This is a genomic window from Aliiroseovarius crassostreae, assembly GCF_049803815.1.
GTDB classification, from domain to species: Bacteria; Pseudomonadota; Alphaproteobacteria; order Rhodobacterales; family Rhodobacteraceae; genus Aliiroseovarius; species Aliiroseovarius crassostreae_A.
Genome location: NZ_JBNAGI010000002.1, coordinates 333,178 through 359,634 on the forward strand (window position 1 = coordinate 333,178; position 26,457 = coordinate 359,634).

Annotated in this window: 24 protein-coding genes; 10 read left to right on the plus strand and 14 right to left on the minus strand. The window is 58.7% G+C overall.

The genetic code is table 11. The features are described from left to right. Together ACP15V_RS07430 and ACP15V_RS07435 are read left to right on the plus strand one after the other, a co-directional pair. On the plus strand, positions 1–5,295 hold the full coding sequence (locus tag ACP15V_RS07430; RefSeq protein ID WP_424943036.1) for an Ig-like domain-containing protein: 5,295 nt from the start codon (positions 1–3) through the stop codon (positions 5,293–5,295). Between the two features lie 288 nt (positions 5,296–5,583). Next, positions 5,584–6,342 carry a Hint domain-containing protein gene (locus ACP15V_RS07435; protein ID WP_424943037.1) on the plus strand — a complete coding sequence of 253 codons (759 nt, stop codon included), beginning with the start codon at positions 5,584–5,586 and terminating at the stop codon, positions 6,340–6,342. Here ACP15V_RS07435 and ACP15V_RS07440 read toward each other — a convergent pair. The 7 genes from ACP15V_RS07440 to ACP15V_RS07470 all read right to left on the minus strand — a co-directional run bounded on the left by ACP15V_RS07440 (position 6,239) and on the right by ACP15V_RS07470 (position 13,228). Continuing rightward, positions 6,239–6,853, minus strand: a complete 615-nt coding sequence (locus tag ACP15V_RS07440; RefSeq protein WP_424943038.1) for a nucleotidyltransferase family protein — start codon at positions 6,851–6,853, stop codon at positions 6,239–6,241. The two genes, ACP15V_RS07435 and ACP15V_RS07440, sit on opposite strands and share 104 nt — an antisense overlap. A 12-nt stretch (positions 6,854–6,865) precedes the next feature. Beyond that, positions 6,866–8,221: a branched-chain amino acid ABC transporter permease gene (locus ACP15V_RS07445; protein WP_424943039.1), complete on the minus strand. Its 1,356-nt coding sequence runs from the start codon at positions 8,219–8,221 to the stop codon at positions 6,866–6,868. Next, entirely contained in the window at positions 8,218–9,228 is a 1,011-nt protein-coding gene (locus ACP15V_RS07450; protein WP_424943040.1) for a branched-chain amino acid ABC transporter permease, read from the minus strand. The genes ACP15V_RS07445 and ACP15V_RS07450 overlap by 4 nt, the downstream gene beginning before the upstream one ends. A gap of 4 nt (positions 9,229–9,232) precedes the next feature. Continuing rightward, positions 9,233–9,949, minus strand: a complete 717-nt coding sequence (locus ACP15V_RS07455) for an ABC transporter ATP-binding protein (RefSeq protein WP_424943041.1) — start codon at positions 9,947–9,949, stop codon at positions 9,233–9,235. Then, complete coding sequence (locus ACP15V_RS07460) at positions 9,950–10,729, minus strand: ABC transporter ATP-binding protein (RefSeq protein WP_424943042.1); 780 nt, start codon at positions 10,727–10,729, stop codon at positions 9,950–9,952. 94 nt (positions 10,730–10,823) lie between these two features. Continuing rightward, complete coding sequence (locus tag ACP15V_RS07465) at positions 10,824–12,011, minus strand: ABC transporter substrate-binding protein (protein WP_424943043.1); 1,188 nt, start codon at positions 12,009–12,011, stop codon at positions 10,824–10,826. A 206-nt stretch (positions 12,012–12,217) separates the two neighbouring features. Next, positions 12,218–13,228 carry a GlxA family transcriptional regulator gene (locus ACP15V_RS07470; RefSeq protein ID WP_424943044.1) on the minus strand — a complete coding sequence of 337 codons (1,011 nt, stop codon included), beginning with the start codon at positions 13,226–13,228 and terminating at the stop codon, positions 12,218–12,220. Positions 13,229–13,429: 201 nt separating this feature from the next. On the opposite strand from ACP15V_RS07470, the gene ACP15V_RS07475 reads away from it, so the two are divergent. Then, the gene (locus ACP15V_RS07475) at positions 13,430–14,800 is read left to right on the plus strand and encodes a class II 3-deoxy-7-phosphoheptulonate synthase (protein ID WP_424943045.1); all 1,371 of its coding nucleotides are present in this window, start codon (positions 13,430–13,432) and stop codon (positions 14,798–14,800) included. Between the two features lie 297 nt (positions 14,801–15,097). Here ACP15V_RS07475 and ACP15V_RS07480 read toward each other — a convergent pair whose 3' ends face one another. After that, on the minus strand, positions 15,098–15,847 hold the full coding sequence (locus ACP15V_RS07480) for a PAS domain-containing protein (protein ID WP_424943046.1): 750 nt from the start codon (positions 15,845–15,847) through the stop codon (positions 15,098–15,100). A gap of 191 nt (positions 15,848–16,038) precedes the next feature. Between ACP15V_RS07480 and ACP15V_RS07485 the strand changes: the two genes are divergently transcribed. The 4 genes from ACP15V_RS07485 to ACP15V_RS07500 are packed head-to-tail and all read left to right on the plus strand — an operon-like array spanning position 16,039 to position 18,653. After that, positions 16,039–16,920, plus strand: a complete 882-nt coding sequence (locus ACP15V_RS07485) for a YicC/YloC family endoribonuclease (protein WP_424943047.1) — start codon at positions 16,039–16,041, stop codon at positions 16,918–16,920. A 5-nt stretch (positions 16,921–16,925) separates the two neighbouring features. Further along, positions 16,926–17,579, plus strand: coding sequence for a guanylate kinase (gmk, locus tag ACP15V_RS07490; RefSeq protein WP_424943048.1), 654 nt, complete (start codon positions 16,926–16,928; stop codon positions 17,577–17,579). Further along, positions 17,576–18,097, plus strand: a complete 522-nt coding sequence (locus ACP15V_RS07495) for a gamma carbonic anhydrase family protein (protein ID WP_424943049.1) — start codon at positions 17,576–17,578, stop codon at positions 18,095–18,097. The genes gmk and ACP15V_RS07495 overlap by 4 nt, the downstream gene beginning before the upstream one ends. Beyond that, positions 18,090–18,653: a DNA topology modulation protein FlaR gene (locus ACP15V_RS07500; protein WP_424943050.1), complete on the plus strand. Its 564-nt coding sequence runs from the start codon at positions 18,090–18,092 to the stop codon at positions 18,651–18,653. The genes ACP15V_RS07495 and ACP15V_RS07500 overlap by 8 nt, the downstream gene beginning before the upstream one ends. 48 nt (positions 18,654–18,701) lie before the next feature. Here ACP15V_RS07500 and ACP15V_RS07505 read toward each other — a convergent pair whose 3' ends face one another. After that, a complete protein-coding gene (locus ACP15V_RS07505; RefSeq protein ID WP_424943051.1) occupies positions 18,702–19,247 on the minus strand; it encodes a peroxiredoxin in 546 nt (181 codons plus the stop codon). A 273-nt stretch (positions 19,248–19,520) separates the two neighbouring features. On the opposite strand from ACP15V_RS07505, the gene lipA reads away from it, so the two are divergent. Further along, the gene (lipA, locus tag ACP15V_RS07510; protein ID WP_424943052.1) at positions 19,521–20,471 is read left to right on the plus strand and encodes a lipoyl synthase; all 951 of its coding nucleotides are present in this window, start codon (positions 19,521–19,523) and stop codon (positions 20,469–20,471) included. Positions 20,472–20,653: 182 nt separating this feature from the next. Here lipA and ACP15V_RS07515 read toward each other — a convergent pair whose 3' ends face one another. Beyond that, positions 20,654–20,833 (minus strand): hypothetical protein, encoded by a 180-nt coding sequence (locus ACP15V_RS07515; RefSeq protein ID WP_424943053.1) that lies wholly within the window; start codon positions 20,831–20,833, stop codon positions 20,654–20,656. Positions 20,834–20,845: 12 nt separating this feature from the next. Then, complete coding sequence (hpt, locus tag ACP15V_RS07520) at positions 20,846–21,391, minus strand: hypoxanthine phosphoribosyltransferase (protein ID WP_424943054.1); 546 nt, start codon at positions 21,389–21,391, stop codon at positions 20,846–20,848. Positions 21,392–21,512: 121 nt separating this feature from the next. On the opposite strand from hpt, the gene ACP15V_RS07525 reads away from it, so the two are divergent. Further along, a complete protein-coding gene (locus tag ACP15V_RS07525; RefSeq protein WP_424943055.1) occupies positions 21,513–21,971 on the plus strand; it encodes a type II toxin-antitoxin system RatA family toxin in 459 nt (152 codons plus the stop codon). Positions 21,972–22,139: 168 nt separating this feature from the next. Here ACP15V_RS07525 and ACP15V_RS07530 read toward each other — a convergent pair whose 3' ends face one another. From ACP15V_RS07530 to ACP15V_RS07540, 3 genes are all read right to left on the minus strand, one after another. Beyond that, positions 22,140–23,321 carry a multidrug effflux MFS transporter gene (locus ACP15V_RS07530; protein ID WP_424943056.1) on the minus strand — a complete coding sequence of 394 codons (1,182 nt, stop codon included), beginning with the start codon at positions 23,319–23,321 and terminating at the stop codon, positions 22,140–22,142. A 32-nt stretch (positions 23,322–23,353) separates the two neighbouring features. Beyond that, positions 23,354–24,034, minus strand: a complete 681-nt coding sequence (locus ACP15V_RS07535; protein WP_424943057.1) for a DsbA family oxidoreductase — start codon at positions 24,032–24,034, stop codon at positions 23,354–23,356. Positions 24,035–24,106: 72 nt separating this feature from the next. Beyond that, positions 24,107–25,660, minus strand: a complete 1,554-nt coding sequence (locus ACP15V_RS07540) for a class I adenylate-forming enzyme family protein (protein ID WP_424943395.1) — start codon at positions 25,658–25,660, stop codon at positions 24,107–24,109. A gap of 64 nt (positions 25,661–25,724) precedes the next feature. Between ACP15V_RS07540 and ACP15V_RS07545 the strand changes: the two genes are divergently transcribed. Then, positions 25,725–26,351: a helix-turn-helix domain-containing protein gene (locus ACP15V_RS07545; RefSeq protein WP_424943058.1), complete on the plus strand. Its 627-nt coding sequence runs from the start codon at positions 25,725–25,727 to the stop codon at positions 26,349–26,351. Positions 26,352–26,457 lie beyond the last annotated feature (106 nt).

A 26,457-nucleotide genomic window follows, 5' to 3' on the forward strand; every position in this document is an offset into this window, starting at 1 on the left:
ATGACTGCCTATACATACCCAACTTTGATTTACCTTGGGAATTTCGCAACGACGGACAGCTATGAAGGGGATTACACCTCGGAGCACGCCAATAATCTGGTGGGGGTGTCGCGTGATCATTCCGAGATGAGCCTGGTGACAGTGACCTCGGTTGACCGGGATCATGATGGCGTCATGGAAGATGACGAATGCAACCCGTATAACGATTATATCACCTACAACACCGGGTCGGGATCGGTCAGCCAATATACCGACAGCACGATGGAAGCGCGGGTTGAAGTCACCCTGGCCGATGGGTCTACCCAGACCATCAAAGTGGTGGTCATGCAGATGCAGAACGGCGATCTGTTCATCTCTGACCTGCACAATAATGGCACGCTGGACAATCTTGAGATCTCGAATGTCGAGATTGTCGAGATCACCGGCGATACGTTCAATGGCTGGTACACGAACCAGAGCGTGGACAACACCACCCTGGCCGCGCCGGACCCGCAGCTGGATGGCATTGTGCAGGGCACAAGCGGCAATGATGTGATCAACGCATCCTATGCCGGGGATCCGCATGGCGACATGGTGGATGCCGGTGATGCGATCCTGGCTGGTGAAGCCCCGAATGACGACATCATTTTGGCCGGGGACGGCCATGATTCCGTCGAAGCGGGCCTTGGCAATGATGATGTTTATGCCGGTGCGGGTGATGACACCGTTCACGGTGGACAGGGCGATGACCTGATCTATGGCGACAACGACGGCGGTGCGGGCACCGGGAACACCGTGCGTGAAAGCTTTGAATGGGATCTGGCGCCTGACCCCGATAGCTCGGGCGCGGTTGACGATGGCGACGCCATCACCGGGTTCACCCAAAACACCGGCAATGTCGATGTAACCTACACGCTGGTCAGCCAAAGCTCGGGGGCCACCACCGAGTTTTCGACGGACGCGCAGAATGTAAACGACATGACCGGCGATGGGGCCGCGATTGACGACAACAGCTCGCTCGATAACATTCTGAATGGCCAATCCAACGAAGCTGTCCACAAGATCGAATTTGAACACGCAGTTTCGAATGTTTCCTTCAATATCAATGACATTGATGGCGATGGCGTGGTCAAGGTTTATGCCTGGGTAGATGGCGAACGGGTTGAGATCGAGTTCGACGCCGGGTCCAACCTGACGCTGTTGGATACAGACGGTCATGCCGGTGTGGAAACCATCGACAGCCAGGGCGGTTATGAGGCCGATACCAGCGAAAACTATTCTGCCACCATCAACATTGCCGGTCCGGTCGATAAGATCGTGATCGAGCATTCGCAGAATGGCGACAACAATTCGGGCATCAATATCACGGACGTGTATTTTGATGTGGCCGAAGGGATTGGTTCGGGTGGCACCGGGGCGGGCAACGACGTCCTGCATGGCGACGAAGGCGATGACACCATTCTCGGCGAAGAGGGCAATGATGTCATTGAAGGTGGAAGCGGCGAGGATCTGATCTCGGGCGGTTCCGGTGACGATGATATTGATGGTGGCACAGAAGATGACATCATTTTCGGAGACAGCTTTGACCCCAGCGCGGGCAGCGACACAGGCATCGACCCGGTCTCGCTGAACTTTGCGAATGTCGAACCGGGGTCCGAGACATCTGGTTCTTCCAGCGCCACGGCCGGCGACAGTGTTGTCTATAAAAATGTTGCTGTTCTGGACGATGGCACAATTGTCGAAGCCCGCCTGGTGCTCACGAGCAAATCCAGCGATGACCTTCAGGTGGATCTGGCCAACAGCACGGATTACGAAATTCTGCTGAATGGCAACAACGATGGGTCGATGAACGGGGAAACGGCAAGTTTCAAACTTGAGTTCTTTGATCAATCCACCGGAGAGCCTGTTCAGATTGAACCGGGGATCGTCTTTGCAGATCTGGACCAGAATGTTGGTCACGAGGTCCTGACCATCACTGACCCGGCCCTTGTCAATGTGGGGGTTCCCACCGACAGCTCCCTGGATGTCAGCTTTACCAATGGCACGCTTGTCGCCAATGGCACCGAGGATAACACCGACCCCAACGACCCGGATAGTCAGGTCGCAACTGTATTTGGTCCAACCACCTCGATCGAATTCACTCTGACCTCGCGTGGGGTCAATTCCGGAACCAACTTTGGGTCGACGGATGGTGGGGAATTCAACTATCTGGCTGATGGTGGTGACGATACAATTGATGGTGGCGAAGGCGATGACACCATCTATGGTCAGGCTGGCGACGATGTGATCACCGGCGGGGCCGGTGTTGATAACATGTCTGGCGGCGATGACCGTGACATGTTCAACGGGGCCAATGCCGGTGACTTTGTCGATGGTGGCGAAGGCGGCGACGATTATGACACGCTGGATCTGTCCACCTCCGGTCCGCTGAAGGTGGAATATGACCCGACCAACCCGGAAAACGGCACGGTCACCTTTCTGGACGACGATGGCAATCCGACCGGTACGATGGAATTCATCAATATCGAGAACGTGATCCTGCCGCCGAACTCCGGCCCGACCGCCAATGATGATGTGGCGACGGTGGATGAAGACGACAGCGTAACCATCGCGGTTCTGGACAATGACACCGATCCGGATGGCGACCCGCTGACCGTGACCTCGGCCACGGCGGACCATGGGAGTGTGACCATCAACCCCGATGGCACCATCACCTATGAACCTGATCCCAACTATAACGGGCCGGACACGATCACCTACACCGTCGATGACGGCAACGGTGGGACGGATACGGCAGAAGTGGCCGTGAATGTGACCCCGGTCAATGACGCACCGGATGCCAATGACGACACGGCCACCGTGGACGAAGACGGGTCTGTCGATATTCCCGTACTCGACAATGATACGGATGTGGACGGTGATCCGCTCACCGTGACCTCGGCCTCTGCGCCGAACGGCACGGTGACGATCAACCCCGACGGCACGCTGACCTATGAACCGGACCCGGATTTCAACGGCACCGACACGATCACCTACACCGTCGATGACGGCAATGGCGGGACGGACACCGCCGAAGTGACCGTGACCGTGACCCCGGTGAATGACGGCCCGGATGCGCAGGATGATACGGCGACAGTTGACGAGGATGGCTCGGTCGACATCCCGGTTCTGGACAATGATACCGATCCGGACGGCGATCCGCTCACCGTGACCTCGGCCTCTGCGCCGAATGGCACGGTGACGATCAACCCGGACGGCACGCTGACCTATGAACCGGACCCGGATTTCAACGGCACCGACACGATCACCTACACCGTCGATGACGGCAATGGTGGGACGGACACCGCCGAAGTGACCGTGACCGTGACCCCGGTCAATGACGCACCCGAGGCCAATGACGACACCGCCACCACCCCGTTCAACACAGCGGTGACCATTCCGGTGCTCGACAATGACACCGATGTGGATGGGGATCCGCTGACAGTCACTGCGGCCAGCTCGCCCAATGGCGATGTGACTATCAACCCCGATGGCACCATCACCTTTGATCCCACCCCGGGGTTTGAGGGCGAGGCGACCATCACCTACACCGTTGATGACGGAAACGGGGGCACGGACACCGCCGAGGTGACAGTCACCGTGGAAGAACAGCCGCTGGACGGGATTGTTCATGGCACGGCCGGGGATGACCTCATTGATGTGAACTACACCGGTGACCCGCAGGGCGACATGGTGGACAACAATGATGAGATCCTGCCGGGCGAAGGCCCCAATGATGATATCATCATTGCTGGCGCTGGGGATGACACCATCCTGGCGGGTGAAGGCAATGACGACATCTACGCCGGTGACGGTGATGATGAGATCGAAGGCGGCGTGGGCGATGATATCATCCGCGGCGAAGACGGCTCGGATACCGTGGACGGCGGCGATGGCAATGATGTGATCGACACGTCGGGATCGGACCCTGCGTCGGATTACGGCTTTGCGCCCTATGTGCCGCAAGACACCGATATGGAAGATGATCGTGACAGCGTCGATGGGGGTGCCGGCAACGACACCATCACCACGGGTGACGACCGCGACACCATCACCGGTGGCACTGGTGAGGACAGCATCGACGGTGGCCTTGATGATGACATCATCGATGGTGGCGCGGACAATGACTCGATCATCGGTGGCCACGGCGCTGACGATATCGAAGGCGGCACCGGCGATGATACGATCTGGGGTGGCCTTGGTTCAGGCACCGATGATCTGAACATCATCGACGCGTTGGATCCGCGCCCGGACAATGGGCTCGACACGATCCACGGTGGCGACGGCAACGACCTGATCTATGGTCAGGACGATGACGACGTGCTCTATGGCGACGATGGCAATGATACCATCGACGGCGGCATCGACGAAGACACCATCTTTGGTGGCGAAGGCGATGACAGCCTGATCGGTGGTCAGGGGGATGACCTGATTGATGGTGGCATCGGCGAAGATGACATGTTCGGTGGCGATGACCGCGACACCTTTGTCAATGTCAACGCAGGCGATCATGTCGATGGCAATGAAGGCGGCGATGATTATGACACGCTGGACCTGACCGGTTCCGCGCCCACCAATGGGTCGCTGCATGTCACCTATGACCCGAACAATGACGAAAACGGTGTGGTCGAATTTTTCGACGAAAACGGCGCCAGCACCGGCACGATGGAGTTCTTTAATATCGAGAACGTCATCCCCTGCTTCACGCCGGGCACCCTGATTGCCACGCCGAAAGGCGAGCGTCGGGTCGAAGAGCTGCAGGTCGGGGACCGGGTGATCACCCGCGACAACGGTATTCAGGAAATTCGCTGGACCGGCGCCAAGCCGATCAGCTGGCAAGAGCTGAACAGCTCGAACCACCTGAAGCCGATCCTGATCGCGGCCGGGTCGCTGGGCAATGGTCTGCCGGAACGTGACATGCTGGTCAGCCCGAACCACCGTGTTCTGGTCGCCAATGATCGCACCGCGCTGTACTTCGACGAACGCGAAGTGCTGGTGGCGGCCAAGCACCTGGTTGATAACAAAGGGATCTTCCAGGTCGAAACCCGCGGCACCACCTATATCCACTTCATGTTCGACAACCACGAAGTGGTGCTGTCGGATGGCGCCTGGACCGAGAGCTTCCAGCCGGGGGATTACTCGCTCAAGGGGATCGGCAATGCACAACGCAACGAGATCTTCGAACTCTTCCCTGAGCTTGAAACTCAGGAAGGGCTGGAAGACTTCTCAGCCGCACGCCGCACGCTGAAAAAGCATGAGGCGGCCTTGTTGAAGTGATCGGATCGGACCCGGTCCCAGTCCGGGTCCCTACGGTTTCAACGGGGGCTGAAACCGAAGGTCTCGCGCAATCTGCGCGGGGCCTTCTTGATTTTCGGGGGCGCGCGTCGGGTATTTCGTTAAAATTCCGGTCGAAATTTAAACCATTTGGGCGGCAATATGGTCTTCGGTTTCAATTTTCGACATTTTGCGCCACCGGGTGTCTGCAATTACCTTGCTCTGTTCACATTTCGGGCATGATTGATCTGTAATTCTAAACATGTGTTCAGTTGAGTTTTGAGGCAGTACATGTTTTTCCTGCGTGATGTGCAGACCGATTTCGAGCCGGAGCAAACCCGACAGGTGCTTTTGCACACCCATTCCACGCAGCTTCACCCTCTGCGGCGGCGCCCACACGGGTATTCTTCTTCTGGCATTTCCTCCAATGCCGTTGTTGAGACAGCGCAGGGGCCGAAGGCGGCTCGTGATCTGCGTGTGGGCGATATGGTTCATACGCTGGACCATGGGCAACAATGCCTGCGCTGGATTGGGTTTTCGCGGCTGAACGCCGATGAAGGCCCTCTGGTGCGAGTCATGAATGATGATGGCAGTCGCAGCCAGATGATCCTGGCCCCCAACCACCTTGTTTTGCAGCAATCCCCTCTGGCGGAAATCCTGTTTGGCGATCACGAAGTGCTGTGCCCCGCGCACGCCCTGTCGGGATTGGGGCGGTTTGAACCGGCCTCATCGGCCACGCCGACACTGGTCCATCTTTTGTTTGATCGGTTTGAACTGGTTCAGGTCGGTGATTTCTGGGTGGAAAGTTTTGTCCCCGATATGCCGCGTATCCGCATGCTCGCGCCCGAGGTGGCGGATGATATCATCAACGCCTTGCCGCGCCTGGCCCATGATCCGGCCCTGGCCAATTACATTCAGGATCGGATCGTGTTGGAAGGACGAGAGGTCAACTGTCTGTTTGATGAGGCAAGCGGGCCGTGTACGCGCTCCAATCCGCCGGGGTGTCCAGATCGGTCAGGGCGTGTTGGCCGGGCAGGGGGATCAACGTGACCTCTTCTTGCTTCAAAAGCACCTGTGCCCCCCGATCCCCTGACAACTGCGCCATCTGCGCAAACAGCCGCTGCGGGATCAGTACCGGGTGACCGGGCTGGCCCGCCGCGCTTGCGCCACGTGTCACCTTTTCCGGGTCAAAGGCATCTGCCACCGTTAGAAGATCTGCCGAGCTCAGATCCGGCATATCCGCCAGCATCACCAACGCACCATCATACGCGCTGTCCAGCGACGAAAAAACCGCGGCCAGGCTCTCGCCCATACCCGGCGGCGTGGCGTCACAATCAACGGTGCGCAGCGGGTATCCTTTGGCGATCTCCCACCGGGCAGGACCCTGATCTTTTGGGGGAAGGGTGAGGTGAAGATCGAACCCTGTCGACAAGGCGGTTTCAACGCGATCTTCCAAAAGAGACTTGCCGCCAATGGGCCGCAAAAGCTTGTCCGCCCCCCCCATCCGCGTGGACCGGCCAGCGGCCAAGAGCACGATGCAAAGATGGGGGGAGCGGGTCATTCTTCGATCCGCTTACTTTTCCGGGATCAACCCGCGCGGGCTGAACCGCAGCACCAGAAGCAGCACAATCCCCATCGAAAACAGCCGCATATGCGCCGCCGAGTTCAGCAGGTGTGTCTTGAGCGCAGACCCGTCCGCCATGCCATAGGTCACAACTTCCATCAGCCAGTTGCCAATCGGTTCCACCTTGATCCAGAAGAACCAGATCAGAAGACCGCCCAGCACCGCACCAAAGTTGTTGCCCGACCCACCGACAATCACCATCACCCAGATCAGGAAGGTGAAGCGCAGCGGCTGATAGGTGCCCGGCGTCAACTGCCCGTCCAGCGTGGTCATCATCGCGCCGGCCAGACCACAGATCGCGGAGCCGAGGATGAAGATCTGCAGATGGCGCTTTGTCACATCCTTGCCCATCGCCTGTGCGGCGACTTCGTTGTCACGGATCGCGCGCATCATGCGGCCCCAGGGCGATTTCAGCGACAGCTGCGCCAGCACCAAAAGCACCACCAAGATCACGGTGAAGATCACGCCATAGGACAGTTTCACCGCAATGGTCGAGGCCGTGGTGACATCCATGCCAAGGCGCTCGGCGCGTGCGGCAAACTCGGCGCTTTGTTGCAGGTCCACCTCATAGGGCACCGGGCGGGGCAGGCCGATCACGTTTTTCACGCCCCGGGCCAGCCAGTCTTCGTTCTTGATCACTGCCAGCACAATCTCGGCAATGCCCAGCGTGGCAATGGCCAGGTAATCCGAGCGCAGACCGAGGGCCGTTTTCCCAACAAGCCACGCGGCGCCCGCAGCCAACAGGCCGCCGACGGGCCAGGCGAGGATCGCCATATAACCGTGATCTTTGTAGCCGTCCGGACCGCCGGGGTTCAGGCCGCCGATATTGCCGGTGGAGGCCGGGTTGATCGCTTCAACGCCTGCCACGCCGCCATCAAACACATAACGGAACACAAAGAATCCCACGGCGAGGATGGCGAAAAGCACCAAGCCACGGGTGCGCCCCGGTGTCATGCGTTTATAGGCCATGATTGCGGCGACAATCGTGGCCGCGCCCAACAGTAGGCCAAACACAATGCGAAAGCCCCCGCCGGTCCAGGCGCCGGGGGTGGCGGGCATGGAAATCAGCACGGTCGCCAGACCGCCAAGGGCGACAAACCCCATGATCCCCACATTGAAAAGCCCCGCATAGCCCCATTGCAGGTTCACCCCCAAGGCCATGATCGCCGAGATCAGCGCCATATTGAGGATCGCGAAAGATGTGTTCCAACTGCCCGAAAAGACCCAGAAATTCGTGCTGCCTTCCAGCACAAACAGAAGGGCCATGATGGCAAAGAGAATTGGTGTGCGCATATCTTTCGTCATACCGATTGCCCCTTGAAAAGCCCGGTGGGCTTGATCAGCAGTACCACGATCAGGATCACAAAGCTGACCGCAAATTTATAGTCGGTGGACAGGAGCTGGGCGAGGCCCGAGGGCTCCAGCGCGTCTGGCAACAGATAGACCGCCACTTTCTTCCAGGCATAGGTGATTGTGACCTCGGAGAAGGCAATCACGAACCCACCGGCAATTGCGCCCAGCGGATTGCCCAGACCGCCAACGATGGCCGAAGCAAAGATCGGCAGCAACAGCTGGAAATAGGTGAAGGGCTTAAAGCTCTTGTCCAGACCGTAAAGCACACCGGCGATGGTGATCAGCGCCGCGACAATGATCCAGGTGACCATCACCACACGTTCCGGGTTGATGCCCGAGAGCAGCGCCAGATCCTCATTGTCGGAAAACGCGCGCATCGATTTGCCGGTGCGGGTCTTGTTCAGGAACCAAAAGAGGAACGCCACCACCACAATTGCGGTGATGATGGTGATGCCCTGGCTGGTCTTGAAGGCAAGCCCTTCGCGAAGGCCCGTCATCTCTTTGAAATCACGGGCTTTGATGATGAAGCGCGCGCCATCGGCGAACCGCTGTTCCCCGGGGCCGATCAGGAAGCGGACAATGCCGTTCATGATGAACATCACCCCCAGCGAGGCCATCACAAAGACAATCGGTTTCGCCTTCACCTGTCGGTAAAAACGATAGACCACCCGGTCCGTCGCCAGCACCATTAGCGCCATGCCAAGGATGCCGAAGGGCAGGGCGAGAAGGGCGGTGGGCAGCGGCGCAATCGACACGCCCATCGACTGGAACCACCAGGTGACAAAGATCGTGACCATGGTGCCAAACGCCATACTGTCGCCATGAGCGAAGTTGGAAAAGCGCAGGATGCCATAGATCATCGTGACCCCCAGCGCGCCAATGGCAAGCTGCGAGCCGTAGGAAATAGCGGGTATCAGAACGAAGTTACTGAGCGCCACAATTGCATTGAGGAAATCCATAAGATCAGCCCCCCAGGAACGATTGGCGGACCTCGGGGTCGGCCAGAAGGGATTTGCCAGTTCCGGTATGGGCATTGCGCCCCTGCACCAGAACATAGCCTTTGTCTGCGATTTCAAGCGCTTGACGGGCGTTTTGTTCGACCATCAGGATCGAAATTCCCGTCTTTGCCACTTCGATGATCCGGTCAAACAGCTCGTCCATCACAATGGGGGATACCCCCGCAGTGGGTTCGTCCAGCATCAGAACGGTGGGTTTGGTCATCAGCGCGCGGCCCACGGCCACCTGTTGACGCTGCCCGCCCGACAGCTCTCCCGCCGCCTGGTTGCGTTTTTCGCGCAGGATCGGGAAAAGCTCGTAGACCTGTTCGATGGTTTCCGAAATATCGTCGGTGCGGATGAAGCCGCCCATTTCCAGGTTCTCTTGCACCGACATGGAGCCAAAGATGTTGTGGGTCTGTGGTACAAATCCCATACCTTTGCGCACGCGCATTTGCGGGGACAGGCTGGTGATGTCCTCGCCATCCAGGCACACCGCGCCCTGACGCAGGTTCAGCATCCCAAAGACGGCTTTCATACCGGTGGATTTGCCCGCGCCATTGGGGCCGACAATCACGGCAATCTCGCCTTTTTCGACGGAAATGGTGCAATCATGCAGGATGTCCGGGCCATGTTTGCCATAGCCCCCCGTCATCTTGTCACCAATCAGGAAAGGGTCAGCCATTTATGCCTCCTCTTTCTTGTTCTTGAGCCCGGTGCCGAGATAGGCCTCGATCACCTGTTCATTGGCTTTAATCTCGGCCAATGTGCCCTGAGCGAGCACTTTGCCCTCGGCCATACAAATGACCGGGTCGCAAAGTTTCTCGATGAAATCCATGTCATGTTCGATCACGACAAAGGTATAGCCACGCTCTTCATTCAGGCGCTTGATCGCGTCGGCGATGGTGTAAAGAAGCGTGCGGTTCACGCCTGCGCCCACCTCGTCGAGAAAGACGATTTTGGCGTCGACCATCATGGTGCGGCCCAGTTCCAACAGCTTTTTCTGTCCGCCCGAAATTTCACCGGCGCGCAGGTCGGCGATATGGGAAATGGTCAGAAACTCAAGCACTTCATCGGCTTTGGCGCGCAGGGCGCGTTCCTCGTCCGCGATGCGTTTGCGACCAAACCAGGTGTTCCACAGCTGCTCGCCCGACTGTCCGCCCGGCACCATCATCAGGTTTTCCCGACAGGTCATGGATCCAAATTCATGGGCAATCTGGAAGGTGCGCAAAAGGCCCTTGTGAAACAGTTCATGCGGCGGCAATCCGGTGATGTCTTCACCCGCCATGGTGATCCGACCCGAGGTTGGTTTCAGCACCCCGGCGATCACATTGAATAGCGTGGTTTTGCCCGCCCCATTTGGCCCGATCAGACCGGTGATCGACCGATCCTCGATCCGCATCGTTGCACCATCCACGGCCCGAAAGCCGCCAAAGTGCTTGTGAACGTCTTCTATGACGATCATGTCTTCCCCTCTCACAGCTTTAAGAACGCTGCTTATCTTACTGAAACAGCCCGGAAAACTCCGGGCTGCTTCATTTGGCGTTATGGCAATGGGATCAGCGGAACTGAACCGTTTCGATCTTGCCGTCTTTGATCTCGATCTGGCGATAGCCACCCGAGGCTTCGCCACCGTTGATCAGCTCAACCGCGGTTGCACCCACATAGTCAATGTCGCCACCGTCGGCCAGGATCTGCAGGCCTTTGGCCAGTTCACCCGGATAGATCTTTTCACCCGGGGCGTTGGCAACCATTTCCACTTTTGAGGCGTAATCTGCCGATTCTGCCGACCCCGCAGCCTGCATGGCCAGCAGGATCAGGGCCGCCGCGTCATAGCTTTCGCCGGTGTAGGGGCTGTCGACTGTGAACTTGTCGCCCGCGAGTTCAGCAAAGGTGGCAGCGCCCGGGCTGTCGGTGCCGGCCAGCTGACCGGTGGAGCCTTCAACTTCGGCGCCGAAGTTCTTTTCCAGGTTCTCGCCGATCATGCCATCGGGGAAGTGGAAGCTGTCAAACGCACCGGTGTCGAGCGCCCCGCGCACGATGCCTGCGCCACCTTGGTCCACGTAACCGGCAACCACCAGAACGTCCCCGCCAGCGGAGGCCAGCGCGCCCACTTCTGCGGTATAGTCGGCTTTGCCATCTTCGTGGGCCGCGACGATGGTGACTTCGCCACCGGCGGCTTCAAACGCGGCTTTGAACGCGTCAGCCATGCCTTTGCCGTAGTCGTTGTTGGTGTAGGTCACAGCAACCGAGCCCACGCCGTTTTCTTTAAGGATCTCAGCCATGACGCTGGACTGACGCGCATCCGACGGGGCGGTGCGGAAAAACAGGCCATTGTCTTCGGCTTCGGTCAGGCCCGGCGAGGTGGCCGAGGGCGAGATCATCACGATACCGTTCGGTACAGCCACATTGGCCAGAACCGCGCCGGTCACGCCGGAACAATCCGGACCCATCAGGCCTTTGACGCCATCCGAGTTGATCAGCTTTTCAGCAGCAGCGGTGGCGGCGGCGCTGTCGACACAGGTCGAATCCGCACGCACCGATTCCACGGTCTTGCCACCCAGCAGCAGGCCAGAGGCGGACACTTCTTCCATGGCCAGTTCGGCACCAGCCGCCATATGCGGGGTCAGGCTTTCGATCGGGCCGGTATAGCCCAGAATGGTGCCCAGTTTGATGACGTGATCATGCGCAAAGGCGGTGCCGGTCATCAGTGCGGTGGCGGCGGTCGCCATCAGCATCTTTTTCATATGTTTTTCTCCCAATTGGAAAATTCTCCCGATGGGTACCCTAGGACCGAATAGGGGAAATGAAAAGCCCCGCAAGCGAAGAAATGCGCATCAAATCCGCCCTCCTGTCGATTGTTTGCCGCTGTTCGGCAAAAAGACGCACAAAGGTGAATTGTCGAAACAGTTCAACAAGTTGCGATGGTTTCATATATCTCGATATGTAGGGGTTAGCTTGCTTGCGCCCCAGACTGGCTGCCGCGTTCGCGATAGGGTGTGGTGTCATAATGAGACCGGTAACATTTCGAGAAATGCGACGGGCTGGAAAAGCCGCAGGCCAGGGCCACGTTGATCACGCTCATATCCGTCTGCATCAAAAGGTTGCGGGCCTTTTGCAGGCGCAGTTCCATATAATAACGTTTGGGCGAGCGGTTCAGGTAGCGGCGGAACAGGCGTTCCAGCTGGCGGGTGGACATGCCCACATCGCTGGCCAGGATCGAGGGGGAAATCGGTTCCTCGATATTGCTTTCCATGCGCTGGATCACCTCGGACAGTTTCGGATGGCGCACGCCAATCCGGGTGGGCACTGACAGGCGCTGGCTGTCACGATCGGTGCGGATCGAGGTGTAAATCTGCTGATCGGCCACCACATTGGCAACCTCTTCGCCCTGTTGCTGGGCGATCAGTTTCAGCATCAGATCCATTGACGCGGTGCCACCCGCCGCCGTCATGCGCGCGCCGTCGATGACAAAGATCCGCTTGGTCAGATCCACATCGTCAAATTCCTCGGCAAAACTGTCATGGTTTTCCCAATGGATCGTGGCCCGTTTTTCCGACAGAAGCCCGGCCTTTGCCATGATATGAGAGGCGGTGCAGAGCCCGGCAATCTGAACGCCCCGGCGCGCTTCGCGTCTGAGCCAGCTGAGCAGTTTGGGCGAACTGTTCGATTGCACCTGAACCCCGGAACAGATCATCACGATATCATCGCGCCGCAGGTCTTCCAGGTCGCTGTCCACCGAAAACGTGGCCCCGGCAGAGCAGGTGACATCGCGTCCCCCTTCGCTCATCAAGGTCCATTCATAAAGCTTTTGCCCCGACGCCCGGTTGGCGATGCGCAACGCATCCACGGCCCCTGCAAAACTCAGCAGGGTGAAGTCATTCACCAGCACAAAAACGAAACGGCGGGGTCCATTTCCGCTGGTCGTGGGTTTGTCCTGATCCTGGGATGCGCGTTGGTTCATTGGCGACTCATTTGCTCCATGAGGCTTTTTTCGAGTTGAAGATTACCTCATCAGTTTTGGGCGACCCGTTCAAGCGAATTGCGCGGGCGCGCGTCACATTCTTGAAACATAACATTGTTTGCACCTCTGGGGGAGAGGCGCTATCAAAGGGGCCTTGATACCCCGGGGAGGGGGTAGACCCGTTAATATGGAGCAAAGATCATGACGGATTGGAACAAGTCGGCCTGGCGCAATAAGCCAAGAGTACAGATGCCCGACTATACCGACCCGGCTGCGTTGGCCGAGGTCGAAGCGCAGCTTGGCAAGTATCCTCCGCTGGTTTTTGCAGGGGAAGCCATTCGCCTGAAAGAAGAGCTGGGCAAGGCGTCGCGCGGCGAGGCCTTCCTGCTGCAAGGCGGCGATTGTGCTGAAAGCTTTGCGGATTTTTCGGCCGATGGCATTCGTGACACGTTCAAAGTGATGTTGCAGATGGCCATGGTGCTGACCTTCGGGGCCAAGGTGCCGGTGGTCAAGGTGGGTCGTATGGCCGGGCAGTTCGCCAAGCCGCGCTCGGCCCCGACGGAAACCGTCGATGGCACCGAATTGCCAAGCTATCGCGGGGATATCATCAACGAGCTGGATTTCACCTCGGATGCCCGCATTCCCGACCCTAAGAAAATGTTGCAGGCCTATACGCAATCGGCGGCGACGCTGAACCTGTTGCGTGCCTATTCCACCGGGGGTCTGGCGGATGTGCATCAGGTCCACCAATGGACGCTGGAATTCACCGAAGGTGGCGAGGCCGAGAAATATCGTGCCATGGCGGAACGCATTCAGGACAGCCTGGATTTCATGAAATCCGCCGGTGTGACCGCAGACCGGATGCACACGCTGCAAACCGTCGATTTCTACACCTCGCATGAAGGTCTGCTGTTGGAATATGAAGAGGCGCTGACCCGTCAGGACAAAACCACCGGCAAAACCGTGGCCGGGTCTGGCCATATGCTGTGGATCGGGGACCGCACCCGTCAGCCCGACGGCGCCCATGTGGAATTCCTGCGTGGTGTGATCAACCCGATTGGTCTGAAATGCGGCCCGACCACCACCGAAGAAGATCTGAAGGTTCTGATGAACAAGCTGAACCCGGACAACGAAGCGGGCCGCCTGACCCTGATCGCTCGTTTCGGGGCGGGCAAGGTGGGCGATCACCTGCCGCGCCTTGTGGAAACCGTGAAAGCGGAAGGCGCCAATGTGGTCTGGTCCTGTGACCCGATGCATGGGAACACGATCAAATCGGCCTCGGGTTATAAAACCCGCCCCTTCGACAGCGTGCTGAAAGAGGTGCAGGAATTCTTTGCCGTGCACCAATCCCAGGGCACCATCCCTGGCGGCGTGCATTTCGAGATGACCGGCACCGATGTGACCGAATGCACCGGGGGCGTGCGGGCCGTGACGGATGAAGATCTTTCCGATCGCTACCACACCGCCTGTGATCCGCGCTTGAACGCGTCGCAATCTCTTGAACTGGCGTTCCTGGTGGCCGAAGAGCTGTCGTCGCTGCGTCTGCCCTCCGAGGCCCGCAAAGCTGGTTGATCGGTTGAAGAGGGCGCTACAGGCCTCTGTTGTAAAAAAGAAAAACCCCGGGTTCTCCGGGGTTTTTCTTTTGAAAGGGCTTTTGTGAAACTGCTTTTTGAAAAGGCTCTTTTAAATTCCGTCCCGACCATGACCTGTTGATGAGATCAGGTCGGGGAGATCCCTATCGATGCACCGCGCATCCTGTGACGCCCTCGAGCATGTCGCGCAAACGTGGGTCCCGGTATTGCGCTCCTCGGACATGCGACATCAAGACGTTTGAGTGGGTCGCGTGACTGCGAATGAACGCCACGCGCTCTAATCCGCATCCACCAATCGAAGATGGGGGCGGTAGGGGGCTTTCTTGTCCGATTTGGAGGCGTCACCTGCGCTATTGCGCAGATCCTGGCGCAGGTCTTGACCCTGACCATGTTCGGCAAAGCCCGGGATCTGGCGATAGGCGGCTTCAACGGTTCCGGTGTTTTCCAACGGATATGTGCGACGCGGGGGCAAGGCCTCGTCGCGCACACGTTCTGTGATGTTCAGATTATGCAGCTTGAACCGGCGCGGGGCGCGGTCAATCTCGGTCCGCAGCTGCAGGGTGCCCAGGGCGCGGGTCACGCGGCCCTGATCGTCGCGCAGCGGGGCCAGAAACATCTGGGCCTCCAGTCGCTTTCGGGTGAACCCACCTTCGCTGACCAAAGATGCCTGAACCGTTGCCGGGCTGTCGAAGAGTTGCTCAAGGGCGTTCTGAAGATCGTGGCGCGCCTCGGGTGCAAAAAGAGCGGTGATCGGCATTCCGCGCATTTCCATGCCCAAAATGTCAGAGATCGCCTGACCCGCCAGCCGGATTTTCGCCATACCCGGCGCAATTTTTTCCAGGATGAAGGCATGGGACAGGATATTTGAAATACCACGAGGGTTTACATCCGACCGGTTCGGAACGATCCTTCCGTCACACAGCCCGTGCCAATAGGCTTCGGCCTGGGATACGGCCGGGAATTTCAGGTCGGTCCGCGCAGCGGCGATGGAAATCACGTTCCCGTCTTTCACATAATCGATCTTCATGGCGGCGTCCTCAGGGTGTCGGGGTCATCAAGGTCATTCTTGTTCCTTTGGTGACCGTCTGTTAACTGGTCTCGGGGTATTCGTTACCATACTGTTAATATGCCACATTCTGTTAAAATGTGGTGATAAAACTTATCAAATGGTTAACTGCCACTCAGTTGAAGGAACGGGATGTGACCATGGCGCAATCAATGACAGGCTTTGCAAGCATGACGGGCGAAGACGGGCCCTATAGCTGGAATTGGGACATGCGCTCGGTCAATGCGCGGGGGCTGGACATACGGCTGCGATTGCCCGATTGGCTGCCTGGTCTGGATGAGGTGCTGCGGGGGGCGCTCAAGGGGCAGGTGGCGCGCGGCAATGTGACGGTGGGCCTGCGCATCAGTCGCGCGGAGGACGTTGGGCAGGTGGCAATCAGCCCCGATGGGCTCTCGCACGCGCTTGGCCTGCTGGATACGATCACCGCCGAGGCCCGCGCCAAAGGGGTGGATGTGGCCCCGATCCATGCCACGGATATTGCCGCCATGCGCGGCGTGATGGAAACCGCCAGCAATGATGACCAGGACCTCGCGCCGCTGCTGTCCGCGCTGAAGGCGCAGATCCCTGATCTGGTGGCGGAGTTCACCGCCGCCCGCGCCCGGGAAGGCGCGGAACTGGTCAGCATTCTGACCGGCCAGGTGGATGAGGTGGCGGATCTTGTGGCCAAATCCGAAGCCCTTCTGGACGATCGCCAGCAGGCCCTGAAAGACAACCTGACCGCCAGCCTTGCGCGGGTGACGGACAATGTGGATGGGGTGGACGCCGACCGGCTGGCCCAGGAACTGGCGTTGATTGCGGTGAAAACCGATGTACGCGAGGAGCTGGACCGGCTGGCCGCCCATGTGGGCGCGGCGCGGGATCATCTGGCCAGCGACACGCCGGTGGGGCGCAAGCTCGACTTCCTGATGCAAGAGTTCAACCGCGAGGCCAATACGCTTTGTTCCAAGGCCCAGTTCAAGGAATTGACAACCGTCGGGCTGGACCTCAAGCACGTGATCGATCAGATGCGTGAACAAGTGCAGAATTTGGAGTGACGCCAATGGGCAATTTCGACAATCGACGCGGTTTGCTGATCATCCTGTCTTCGCCCTCGGGCGCAGGGAAATCCACGCTGGCCAAACGGCTGATGGACTGGGATCCGACGCTCAGCTTCTCGGTGTCCGCCACCACCCGCAACCCACGTGACGGGGAAGTTGACGGCAAGGATTATCACTTTGTCGATGAAAGCCGCTTTCGCGAAATGGTCGCGCAGGGTGAAATGCTGGAACATGCCCATGTGTTTGGCAACTTCTACGGCTCGCCATCCGAACCGGTGCGCAAAGCGATTGAAAGTGGACATGACGTTTTGTTTGACGTGGATTGGCAGGGCGAGGTGCAGATCCGCAATTCGGCGCTGGCCTCGCATTCGCTGTCGATCTTCATCCTGCCCCCGTCGATCACCGAGCTGCGCGCCCGTCTGATCAGCCGGGGCCAGGACAGTGACGAGGTGATCCAGAAACGGATGCAGAAAAGCTGGGACGAAATCAGCCATTGGGGCAGCTATGATTACGTGCTGGTCAACGATGATCTGGAAGCAACCGCAGAAAAGCTGATCACCATTGTCGAAGCCACCCGCGAACGCCGTAACCAACAGCCCGGCCTGCTGGATCACGTGCGCAAGCTGCAAGCCGAATTTGAGGAAGGGAACACATGATTTACGAACTGGACGGGGTCGCGCCCGAGATTGACCCGGCCGCCTGGGTCGCCCCCGATGCCAATGTGATCGGGCGCGTAAAGGTTGGGGCCAAAGCCTCGATCTGGTTCGGTTGCACCCTGCGGGGTGATAACGAGCTGATCGATGTGGGCGAAGGCACAAATGTGCAGGAAAACTGCGTCTTTCACACCGATCTGGGCTTTCCGCTGACGCTTGGGGCCAATGTCACGGTCGGCCACAAGGTGCTTTTGCATGGTTGCACGATTGGCGACAATACTCTGATTGGCATGAACGCCACCGTGATGAACGGCGCCAAAATCGGCAAAGGATGCCTGATCGGGGCAGGGGCCCTAGTGACCGAAGGCAAAGAGGTCCCAGATGGGTCGATGGTGCTGGGCAGCCCCGGCAAGATCGTGCGCGAGATCGACGAGATCACCAAACAATCGCTCATCGCCTCGGCGGTGTATTACCAGAAAAATGCAGCCTATTTTGCGAAAGGGTTGAAACCGGTTGGGTGATCGTGGTGCCAGTGATGAACGGATAGCAATCACACCAAATCGAATTCTTGTGACCGGGGCTAACGGAGCGGGGAAAAGCCATTTTGCGGCACGACTTGCGGCTTTAGGACCTGAATACTCTCTTATCTCATTTGATGCGCTGAAGCTGACAACCTGTTGGGAGCAGCGTCCGCGCAAAGACATTGAAGCTGCGTTGCAGACGCATTTGGACCGGGAGCGTTGGATTGTCGAAGGGGGACCAAGTATGTTGCCGCTCGCATTGCCCAAGGCTGATATGTTGATTTGGCTCGACCCACCAATTTGGAAAAGAGCTATGCGACTTCTGACTCGCCCCATTCGGAACCGTGGTAAAACGCGTGATGAGCTTCCTCCGGGCAACGTTGATTGGCCGCTTGAGCAATATGGTTTTGCGGTACGAAGTCTTTGGAAACACTGGACCTTTAGAAAAGCCGTTGGGAACGCCTTGCGCGAAAGCAGCGATGCCTTAGTCGTTCGTTGCAAAACCGAAGACGAAATCGGATGTGTGCTTGCCAGATTTGCAAGGCAACAAAGATAAGGGCCACCCGATGGGGTGGCCCTTTCTGTATCTCGAAACGTGGGTGGCTTATGCCACGGCTTCGGCTTGCTCGTTCAGCCAGGCCATCACGTTTTCGGGCGCGCTTTCGCCATAGGGATCTTCGCCGTGGTTGTCTTCGCGGCCCGGCTCTTCGAACCATTTCTCGACCACACCGTCTTTGATCACGGCGGCGTAACGCCAGGAGCGGACACCAAAGCCGATGTTGGATTTGTCGACCAGCATACCCATCAGGCGGGTGAATTCACCGGCGCCATCGGGGATGACTTTCACGTTTTTCAGCTCCTGGTTGCGGGCCCAGGCATTCATGACAAAGCTGTCATTCACGGACATGCAATAGATCTCGTCGATGCCCAGCTTGCCGAACTCTTCTGCGCCCTTTTCGAACCCGGGCAGTTGGAAGGTCGAGCAGGTGGGGGTGAACGCGCCGGGCAGCGAGAACAGGATCACGCGTTTGCCAGCGAAGTAATCGTCCGAGGTCATGTCCTGCCAGCGGAACGGGTTGGGGCCGTCGATGCTTTCGTCACGCACACGGGTGTGGAAGGTGATGTTGGGAACGCGAACGCCTTCTTTCATCTGATCTGATCCTTATTCAAAGGTTAAATATCTTGGCTGGCGGGAATCGAAATCCCCGCGCCGGCTCGCGCTGTTTTAGAAACATTCCAAAACTGTCTCAATATGAATCTTTGTCACAGGTGAAGTTTCCGGCAAATGTCGGATTTGGGGCGCAGGATTTCGGCCCTGATCCCCCCAGCCATGCGATTATCACATTCCTGCATCCCACGGGATGCAGAAGGGTGACACCGGGGCAGGTGGACCGTATATAGTAGGGAAATCGGAGGACAAGCCATGCGTGATCTCAAACTGCCCGAAGAGCGCCACCCGGAAAAGGCGCACCGCAAGGACAACGCCCAGCCCAAAAAACCCAGCTGGATCCGCGTGCGCGCGCCCGGCGGCAAGGGCTATGCGGAAACCCACAAGATCATGCGGGAAAACAAACTGTCGACCGTGTGTGAAGAAGCGGCCTGTCCGAACGCGGGGGAATGTTGGTCGCAGGGCCACGCCACCATGATGATCATGGGCGAGATCTGTACCCGCGGCTGCACCTTCTGCAATGTCGCCACCGGCCGCCCGAATGACCTGGACGTGTTTGAACCGGGGCGTGTGGCCGATGCGGTGAAGAAACTGGGCCTGAACCACGTGGTGATCACCTCGGTTGATCGGGATGACCTGGAAGATGGCGGGGCCGAGCATTTTGCCCAGACCATCCGTGCCATCCGCCACAAGTCGCCGAAAACCACCATCGAGATCCTGACCCCGGATTTCCTGAAATGTGACCCGTCGGTGCTGGAGGTTGTAGTGGACGCGAAGCCAGACGTGTTCAACCACAATCTGGAAACCGTGCCAGGGCTTTACCCCACCGTGCGCCCCGGCGCGCGCTATTTCCATTCGCTGCGCCTGTTGCAGCGGGTCAAGGAACTGGACCCGTCGATGTTCACCAAATCGGGCATCATGGTGGGGCTGGGCGAAGACGCGCAGGGCGTGCGTCAGGTGATGGATGACATGCGCGCAGCAGATGTCGATTTCCTGACCATTGGCCAGTATCTGCAACCCACGCCGAAACACCACGCGGTGGAACGGTTTGTGCACCCCGACGAGTTCAAGGATTACGAGAAAGCCGCCTACGGGAAAGGCTTCACCATGGTCTCGGCCACGCCGCTGACCCGGTCATCTTACTTTGCGGGCAATGATTTTGAACGTCTGCGGGCCAATCGCGAAGCACAGCTGGCGAAAGGTTGAAATGAAAGAGGGGCGCTGCCCCTCGGCTTTCAGCGAAGCTGGGCTCCGCCCGTTCTTCGGGCGAAACGATCCCCCGGATCGTTTTTGGGTAGCCCTCGAACCCCGGGATATTTCTGATTAGAAAATGAGGCGCGCGGGGGTCCGGGCGCCTTTTTTTTAGGTGGGTCGGGGCGGGGCAAGTGTCAGGGTCGGGCTCTGCCTCGGGATTTGAACTCGGTCATCCAGTCTGGCGCGCCGATAAAATACTCATAGGCAAACAAAGCCAAGCAAATCGCCAGCACGGCAAGAAACAGTTTGACCTGTTTTTCCGAAGGCGGATTGCGCGCCCATCGCGACATACGCCAGAGCCAGCGCGGGTTCATGAACGTGCCCCCTTATGCGTCGTCTAAAAACCGCACCTTGCCGATATAGGGCAGGTTGCGGTTGCGTTGCGCGTAATCAATGCCATAGCCGACGACAAATTCGTCGGGGATTTCAAACCCGGTCCAATCCGCCTTGATATCCACTTCGCGGCGCGAGGGTTTATCCAAGAGCGCGATGGTGCGCAGCTTCTTCGGCCCCTTCGCGTTCAAAAGCTTGATCACCTGGGTGAGCGTATGGCCGGTGTCGACAATATCTTCGACCACCAACACATCGCGCCCGGCAATCTCGCCGCGCAGATCCTTGAGGATCCGCACCTCGCGCGAGCTTTCCATCGCATTGCCATAAGAGGATGCCTCAAGAAAATCGACCTCAACCGGCAGGTCCAATTCCCGCACCACGTCAGCGATGAACACGAAAGACCCGCGCAAAAGCCCAACCACCACCAGCTTGTCGGTGCCTTCGAACTCGTCATGGATCGCTTCGGACAATTGTTCCACCCGGGCTGCGATGCGTTTGGCGGAAATGAGCGTGTCGATCGTATAGGGGCGCTGGGTCATGATCTGTCCTTGGCGTATGCTGTGGCGTCTTGGTCGGTCGAGGAAAGCCGGGGAATTGCCCCTTGATTTTCGCCCGTATACCTAAGACATGTGCAGGGGCGAGAGAAGGGAAAAAGCGCCAATGCCCACCCATGGTGAAAAACGTGTTCTGCCGTACACGCCGATGCAGATGTATGAATTGGTGGCGGATGTCGAAAAGTATCCGGAGTTCCTGCCCTGGAATGCCGCCGCGCGGGTGCGCAAACGGACAGCTCAGCCGGATGGGACCGAAGTGATCGAGGCCGATCTGGTGATCAGTTTCAAAGTGTTTCGCGAACGGTTCGGGTCACGCGCGCGCCTTGATCCGATCACGCCGCGGCTGGACATGGAATATCTGGATGGGCCGTTCAAATACCTACGATCCCATTGGCAGTTCCACCCACATGAAGAGGGGTGCGAGGTCGAGTTTTTTGTTGATTTCGAGTTCAAAAGCGTGGTGTTGCAGAAGGTCATCGGGCTTGTGTTCAACGAGGCGATGCAGCGGATTGTGCGGGCGTTTGAGCTGCGCGCGCAAGACCTTTATGGGGCGTCGGGGACGTGATTTTTTCGGCCAAGAGATGGTTCGCCGCCGACCAGCCCTCGGTATAAACACCTGAAAACATATGAAGACCTGGGTTGCAAAAGCCGCCCGTGGAACTCATTTTGCAGAAAACTAGAAAACTAGAAAACTAGAAAACTAGAAAACTAGAAAACTAGTTTTCTGGTTTTGTTAATCGGGATTGTGCCGGTCAATCTGGATCAGCAGGAAACTGAGACCAGAACAAAGCGTGACGCCAATCAAAAGCGGCAGGGGCGTGCCGTTGAAGGCAAGCCCAACCGGCGCTGCGATCAATACCGACAGCATGGTGGGCAGGGCGCCGATCAGGGCGGCGGCCGTCCCGGCCACATGTCCCAAAGGCTGAATGGCCAGCGCGTTCAGGTTGCCGAAACTCAGCCCGTTCAGGAAAAAGAGCGTGATGGACCAGGCGACAAACAGCCAAAGCGCCATGCTGCCCTCCGGTTCCAATATGGCCCAGAGGACCAATGTTGTGCCCGCCAGACAGGCCTGGGTGGCAAATCCGATCATCGCCAGCCGCCGCATACCGAACTTCAGAACCAACGCCGAATTGATCAGCCCGGACACTGCGGACAGGATGGTCACGAGGGCGAAATAAAGCGGGAAGGATGTTCCGGTGCCCAACACATCCACAAAAATCTGCTGGGCAGAGCTGAGATAGGCCATCAACTGGCCAAAGGCGAGCGTGATGATGAACATATACAAAAGCGTCACCCGGTTCGACAACACGATCCCAAACGCCTCGATCACCGGTCTCAGACGCATCGAGCGGCGTTTTTCAATCGGGTGGGTTTCGGGTTGGCGGATCAGGAACCACATCAGGATCAGGAAGGCGACGAGAACATAGGTCGTGAACATGTGCCGCCATCCAAACCCCTGGATCACCCATTGGCCAACCAGCGGGGCGACCGCTGGCACCAGGACAAAAAAGGTGAAGGCCATCGACGTGACCTTGGCCATCGTGCGCCCTTCGTAAAGGTCACGTGTCAGCGCCATCGCATTGGTGCGCGGCCCCGCGGCCCCCAGCCCCTGAACGAAGCGCCAGAACAAAAGTGCTTCTAAAGATTGCGCACGATAGGCCGCAGCCGCCGCAACCATGTAAAGCGCAAACCCGGAGGCCATTGAAACCCGCCGCCCGAAGGCATCAGAGAGCGGACCGAAGAACAATTGCCCCAACCCGGTGCCAATCACAAAGCTGGTGATGACCAACTGCGCCCGGTTCACATTGTCCGGGACCATGGTCGCCGCGATGTCTGGCAGGGCAGGAAGGATAGAGTCGATCGAAAAGGCGATCATCGAAAACAAGGCGGCCAGGAGCACGATGAACTCGGCCATAGGCAAGGGCTTTTTAGGGGAAAACAACCCTTTCACAGGGGATCCTTCGGCGGGTTGTGCGATTGCTCCGCCGGGTCGGCATCAAGCTGTTCGCAGATCTCGTCAATCACTTGCATCCAAAGTTCAGGGGGCTGAGCGCCCGGCACCACATGCTGGTTTGAAATGACAAAGGTGGGCACCGAATTCACCCCCTTGTGGCGCGCATCTGCGTCGCGCGCCGCAATGTCCTCTGCATCCGCGTCTGACGACAAAAGCCGTGCCATCACGTCACCATCCAACCCCACATCCGAGGCCAGCGCCGCCAGCACGTCCAGTGCTCCGATATCCTGACCTTCGACGAAATAGGCCTTGAACAGGCGATCCACCATGGCGTTTTGTTTTTCTTCCAATGCCGCCCAATGGATCAGCCGATGGGCGTTCAATGTGTTCGGGGTGCGCGTGATGGCCTCAAGGTTGATCTCCAGCCCGCTGGCGTCGGCCTCTTGCACCACGGGCAGATAGGCTTTGATCGCGCCCTCTTTGCCGCCGAACTTGGCCTCAAGATAAGCGCGCCGGTCCATGCCCTCTTTTGGCATGTCGGGGTTCAGCTGAAACGGATGCCAATGCACGACAAACGGATGGTTGGGCCGCGCTTCCAGGGCACGTTGCAGCCGGGCCTTGCCAATATAGCACCAGGGGCAAATCGGATCTGAAAATACATCCAGGCGGATCATAACGAACTCCTTCGACCTACTCGCCTTATCGTGGATTGTGGCAGTTGAAAAGAGCCACGGGCCGTTGCGCGGTCACTTACTTGTCAGGTGACGGAATTTTCCCGCAGCGAACTGGTCCCGAAGCGTTGCCCGCAACAGTTTGTTATTGGCACCACGGGGCAGGGTGTCCACGGGGATGAACAGGCGCGGGCATTTATAATGGGCAAGGGTGGCGTGGGCGTGGTCCGACAAATCCCCCTCGGCGACAGGCGCGTGTTCGGGGGTATAGAAACAGGCTATGACCGTTGCATCCGCCTTGATGTCGACCTCGGCGCAGGCGGCTTCATGCACGTCGGGATGCAACGCCATGGCGGCCTCCACCTCGATGGGCGAGACACGAAACCCGCCCGCGTTCATTATGTCATCCGACCGCCCCTCAAACCGGATGGCCCCCTCGTCGGTCAGGATCACCGTGTCGCCGGTCAAAAACCAGTTGCCTGAGAACCGATCCGCCGTGGCCTCTTTTGCACCAAGATAGCCCAGCATCAGGCCGGGATCCGAGCGATGCACCGCCATAATGCCCGGCGCGCCGCGCGGCACGGGCTGGCCGTCGTCTCCCAACACCGCCACATGGCGACCGGGCTGGGGAAAGCCCAGCGTGCCGGGGGGCGCGGGGTGGTTGGGGCTGCCGGAAATGAAGGTTGAACATTCCGACATGCCGTAGGCTTCGTAGATCTTTTTACCGGTGCGCGCGTTCCAGCCGTCGCGCGTGGTGGACGGGAGCTTTTCCCCCGCCGACAACCCGTGCCGCAGGTCCGGCAGATCGGGCAGGTCATGTTTCAACATCTGGCGGTAAACCCCCGGTGCGGCGGCAAAGATCGTGGCCTTGTGGCGCGCCAGAAGAGAGGCGACGTCCCGGGGGCCGCTGCCCGCAGCAGGGATCAGCGCCGTGGCCCCAACCGTCCACGGGTCCATCAATCCGGTGCCCAATGTATAGGTCCAGTTGAACGCCCCCGCATGCATCAGGCGGTCATCTGCATGCAGCCCGTACCAGCCCTCCCACATCATCTGCCGCGCCCAGATCGCGCGATGCGCGTGAACCACGGCGCGTGCCTGACCTGAGGTGCCGGAAGTGAAAATGATATAGGCGGGGCGGTTCGGGTCACCCATCTGGCACGGGGCGGCGGGCAGGGTGGCCATTTCGTGCAATTCATCGGTTGAAATCACATCTTTGGCGGTGGTGCCCCCTGGCAGGGCGATCCCATCTGCCGCGATGATCCGAGTGGGCGCGATCATCGCGGCCATTTTGGTGATCTCGGCTTCGGTCAGCTGCGATGAGGTGGGCACGGGCACAATCCCGGCGTGAATACAGGCCAGGAAGGCCAGCGGAAAATCGACCGTATTGCCAAGGCGCAGCAGAACATGATCGCCGGGGACCAGCCCATGAGACAGCAGCCCACTGGCCACGCCTTCCACCGCGCGGGCCAGCTGGGCATAGGTCCAATGGGTGTCCTTTTCCCTGGTCGACACCACCGACAGGGCGATCTTGTCCCCTAGATCCTTGGCGTGGCGCAACACATAGGCGGCCATGTTGAACGCGGCGGGCGCGGGCGCAATCGGGGCGGAGGGGGGGCATTCGGACAGCATGGGAAACATGTGCCAACTCCTGCCGAAGGTTGCAATAGGGCGAAAGCGGTGCCAATAGGGGGATATGACCGAAAACAGAACGCCCAGCCTGATCCAACTGGCCCGCGAAAGCGGCGAAGAGGCCCCGGACCCGAGCCCCCTGAACCTCGGCGAACGGGTGCGCGAGCTGCGCAAATCACGCGGTTGGACCCTGGAACAGGCGGCGGGGCAGGCGGGCCTTGCCCGATCCACCCTGTCAAAGATTGAAAACGGCCAGATGTCACCCACTTACGAGGCGTTGAAAAAGCTGGCGGTGGGGCTGGAAATCTCGGTCCCGCAACTGTTCACAGCGCCGAAGGCGGCGCATGTGTCGGGCCGTATGACGGTGACCAAATCGGGCGAGGGCGCGGCCCATCCGACCACCACCTATGAACATGAACTGCTGGGCGGGGCGCTGACCAAAAAGACCATGCTGCCCTACCGCGCCCGCGTGCGCGCGCGCAGCTTTGATGAATTTGACGGCTGGGTGCGCCATGATGGCGAAGAGTTTCTTTACGTTTTGACCGGGGCCGTGCGCCTGATCACCGAGTTTTACGAGCCGGTTGACATGAAACGTGGCGACAGCGCCTATTACGATGCCTCGATGGGCCATAACGTGATTTCGGTCAGCGAAGAGGATGCGACGATCCTGTGGGTGACCTCGTTGGCGTAAATCTGATCGCGGATGAGGGGCGCTGCCCCTCGCGCGTGCCGCGCTCACCCCGGGATATTTCAGACCAGAAAATAAGGGGCCGCGTTCTGGGCCCCTTTTTCATGTT

What these genes read in the sequence shown, in the direction of transcription:
- ACP15V_RS07530 (WP_424943056.1), bottom strand. Translation starts at nt 23,321, where the DNA reads ATGGCCGAGTTCATCGTGCTCCTGGCCGCCTTGTTTTCGATGATCGCC.
- ACP15V_RS07485 (WP_424943047.1), top strand. Translation starts at nt 16,039, where the DNA reads ATGACAGGCTTTGCAAGCATGACGGGCGAAGACGGGCCCTATAGCTGG.
- ACP15V_RS07460 (WP_424943042.1), bottom strand. Translation starts at nt 10,729, where the DNA reads ATGATCGTCATAGAAGACGTTCACAAGCACTTTGGCGGCTTTCGGGCC.
- ACP15V_RS07475 (WP_424943045.1), top strand. Translation starts at nt 13,430, where the DNA reads ATGACGGATTGGAACAAGTCGGCCTGGCGCAATAAGCCAAGAGTACAG.
- ACP15V_RS07450 (WP_424943040.1), bottom strand. Translation starts at nt 9,228, where the DNA reads ATGGATTTCCTCAATGCAATTGTGGCGCTCAGTAACTTCGTTCTGATA.
- ACP15V_RS07495 (WP_424943049.1), top strand. Translation starts at nt 17,576, where the DNA reads ATGATTTACGAACTGGACGGGGTCGCGCCCGAGATTGACCCGGCCGCC.
- ACP15V_RS07535 (WP_424943057.1), bottom strand. Translation starts at nt 24,034, where the DNA reads ATGATCCGCCTGGATGTATTTTCAGATCCGATTTGCCCCTGGTGCTAT.
- ACP15V_RS07445 (WP_424943039.1), bottom strand. Translation starts at nt 8,221, where the DNA reads ATGACGAAAGATATGCGCACACCAATTCTCTTTGCCATCATGGCCCTT.
- ACP15V_RS07435 (WP_424943037.1), top strand. Translation starts at nt 5,584, where the DNA reads ATGTTTTTCCTGCGTGATGTGCAGACCGATTTCGAGCCGGAGCAAACC.
- ACP15V_RS07480 (WP_424943046.1), bottom strand. Translation starts at nt 15,847, where the DNA reads ATGAAGATCGATTATGTGAAAGACGGGAACGTGATTTCCATCGCCGCT.
- ACP15V_RS07505 (WP_424943051.1), bottom strand. Translation starts at nt 19,247, where the DNA reads ATGAAAGAAGGCGTTCGCGTTCCCAACATCACCTTCCACACCCGTGTG.
- ACP15V_RS07455 (WP_424943041.1), bottom strand. Translation starts at nt 9,949, where the DNA reads ATGGCTGACCCTTTCCTGATTGGTGACAAGATGACGGGGGGCTATGGC.
- ACP15V_RS07545 (WP_424943058.1), top strand. Translation starts at nt 25,725, where the DNA reads ATGACCGAAAACAGAACGCCCAGCCTGATCCAACTGGCCCGCGAAAGC.
- hpt (WP_424943054.1), bottom strand. Translation starts at nt 21,391, where the DNA reads ATGACCCAGCGCCCCTATACGATCGACACGCTCATTTCCGCCAAACGC.
- ACP15V_RS07515 (WP_424943053.1), bottom strand. Translation starts at nt 20,833, where the DNA reads ATGAACCCGCGCTGGCTCTGGCGTATGTCGCGATGGGCGCGCAATCCG.
- gmk (WP_424943048.1), top strand. Translation starts at nt 16,926, where the DNA reads ATGGGCAATTTCGACAATCGACGCGGTTTGCTGATCATCCTGTCTTCG.
- ACP15V_RS07470 (WP_424943044.1), bottom strand. Translation starts at nt 13,228, where the DNA reads ATGAACCAACGCGCATCCCAGGATCAGGACAAACCCACGACCAGCGGA.
- ACP15V_RS07465 (WP_424943043.1), bottom strand. Translation starts at nt 12,011, where the DNA reads ATGAAAAAGATGCTGATGGCGACCGCCGCCACCGCACTGATGACCGGC.
- ACP15V_RS07525 (WP_424943055.1), top strand. Translation starts at nt 21,513, where the DNA reads ATGCCCACCCATGGTGAAAAACGTGTTCTGCCGTACACGCCGATGCAG.
- ACP15V_RS07440 (WP_424943038.1), bottom strand. Translation starts at nt 6,853, where the DNA reads ATGACCCGCTCCCCCCATCTTTGCATCGTGCTCTTGGCCGCTGGCCGG.
- lipA (WP_424943052.1), top strand. Translation starts at nt 19,521, where the DNA reads ATGCGTGATCTCAAACTGCCCGAAGAGCGCCACCCGGAAAAGGCGCAC.
- ACP15V_RS07430 (WP_424943036.1), top strand. Translation starts at nt 1, where the DNA reads ATGACTGCCTATACATACCCAACTTTGATTTACCTTGGGAATTTCGCA.
- ACP15V_RS07540 (WP_424943395.1), bottom strand. Translation starts at nt 25,660, where the DNA reads ATGCTGTCCGAATGCCCCCCCTCCGCCCCGATTGCGCCCGCGCCCGCC.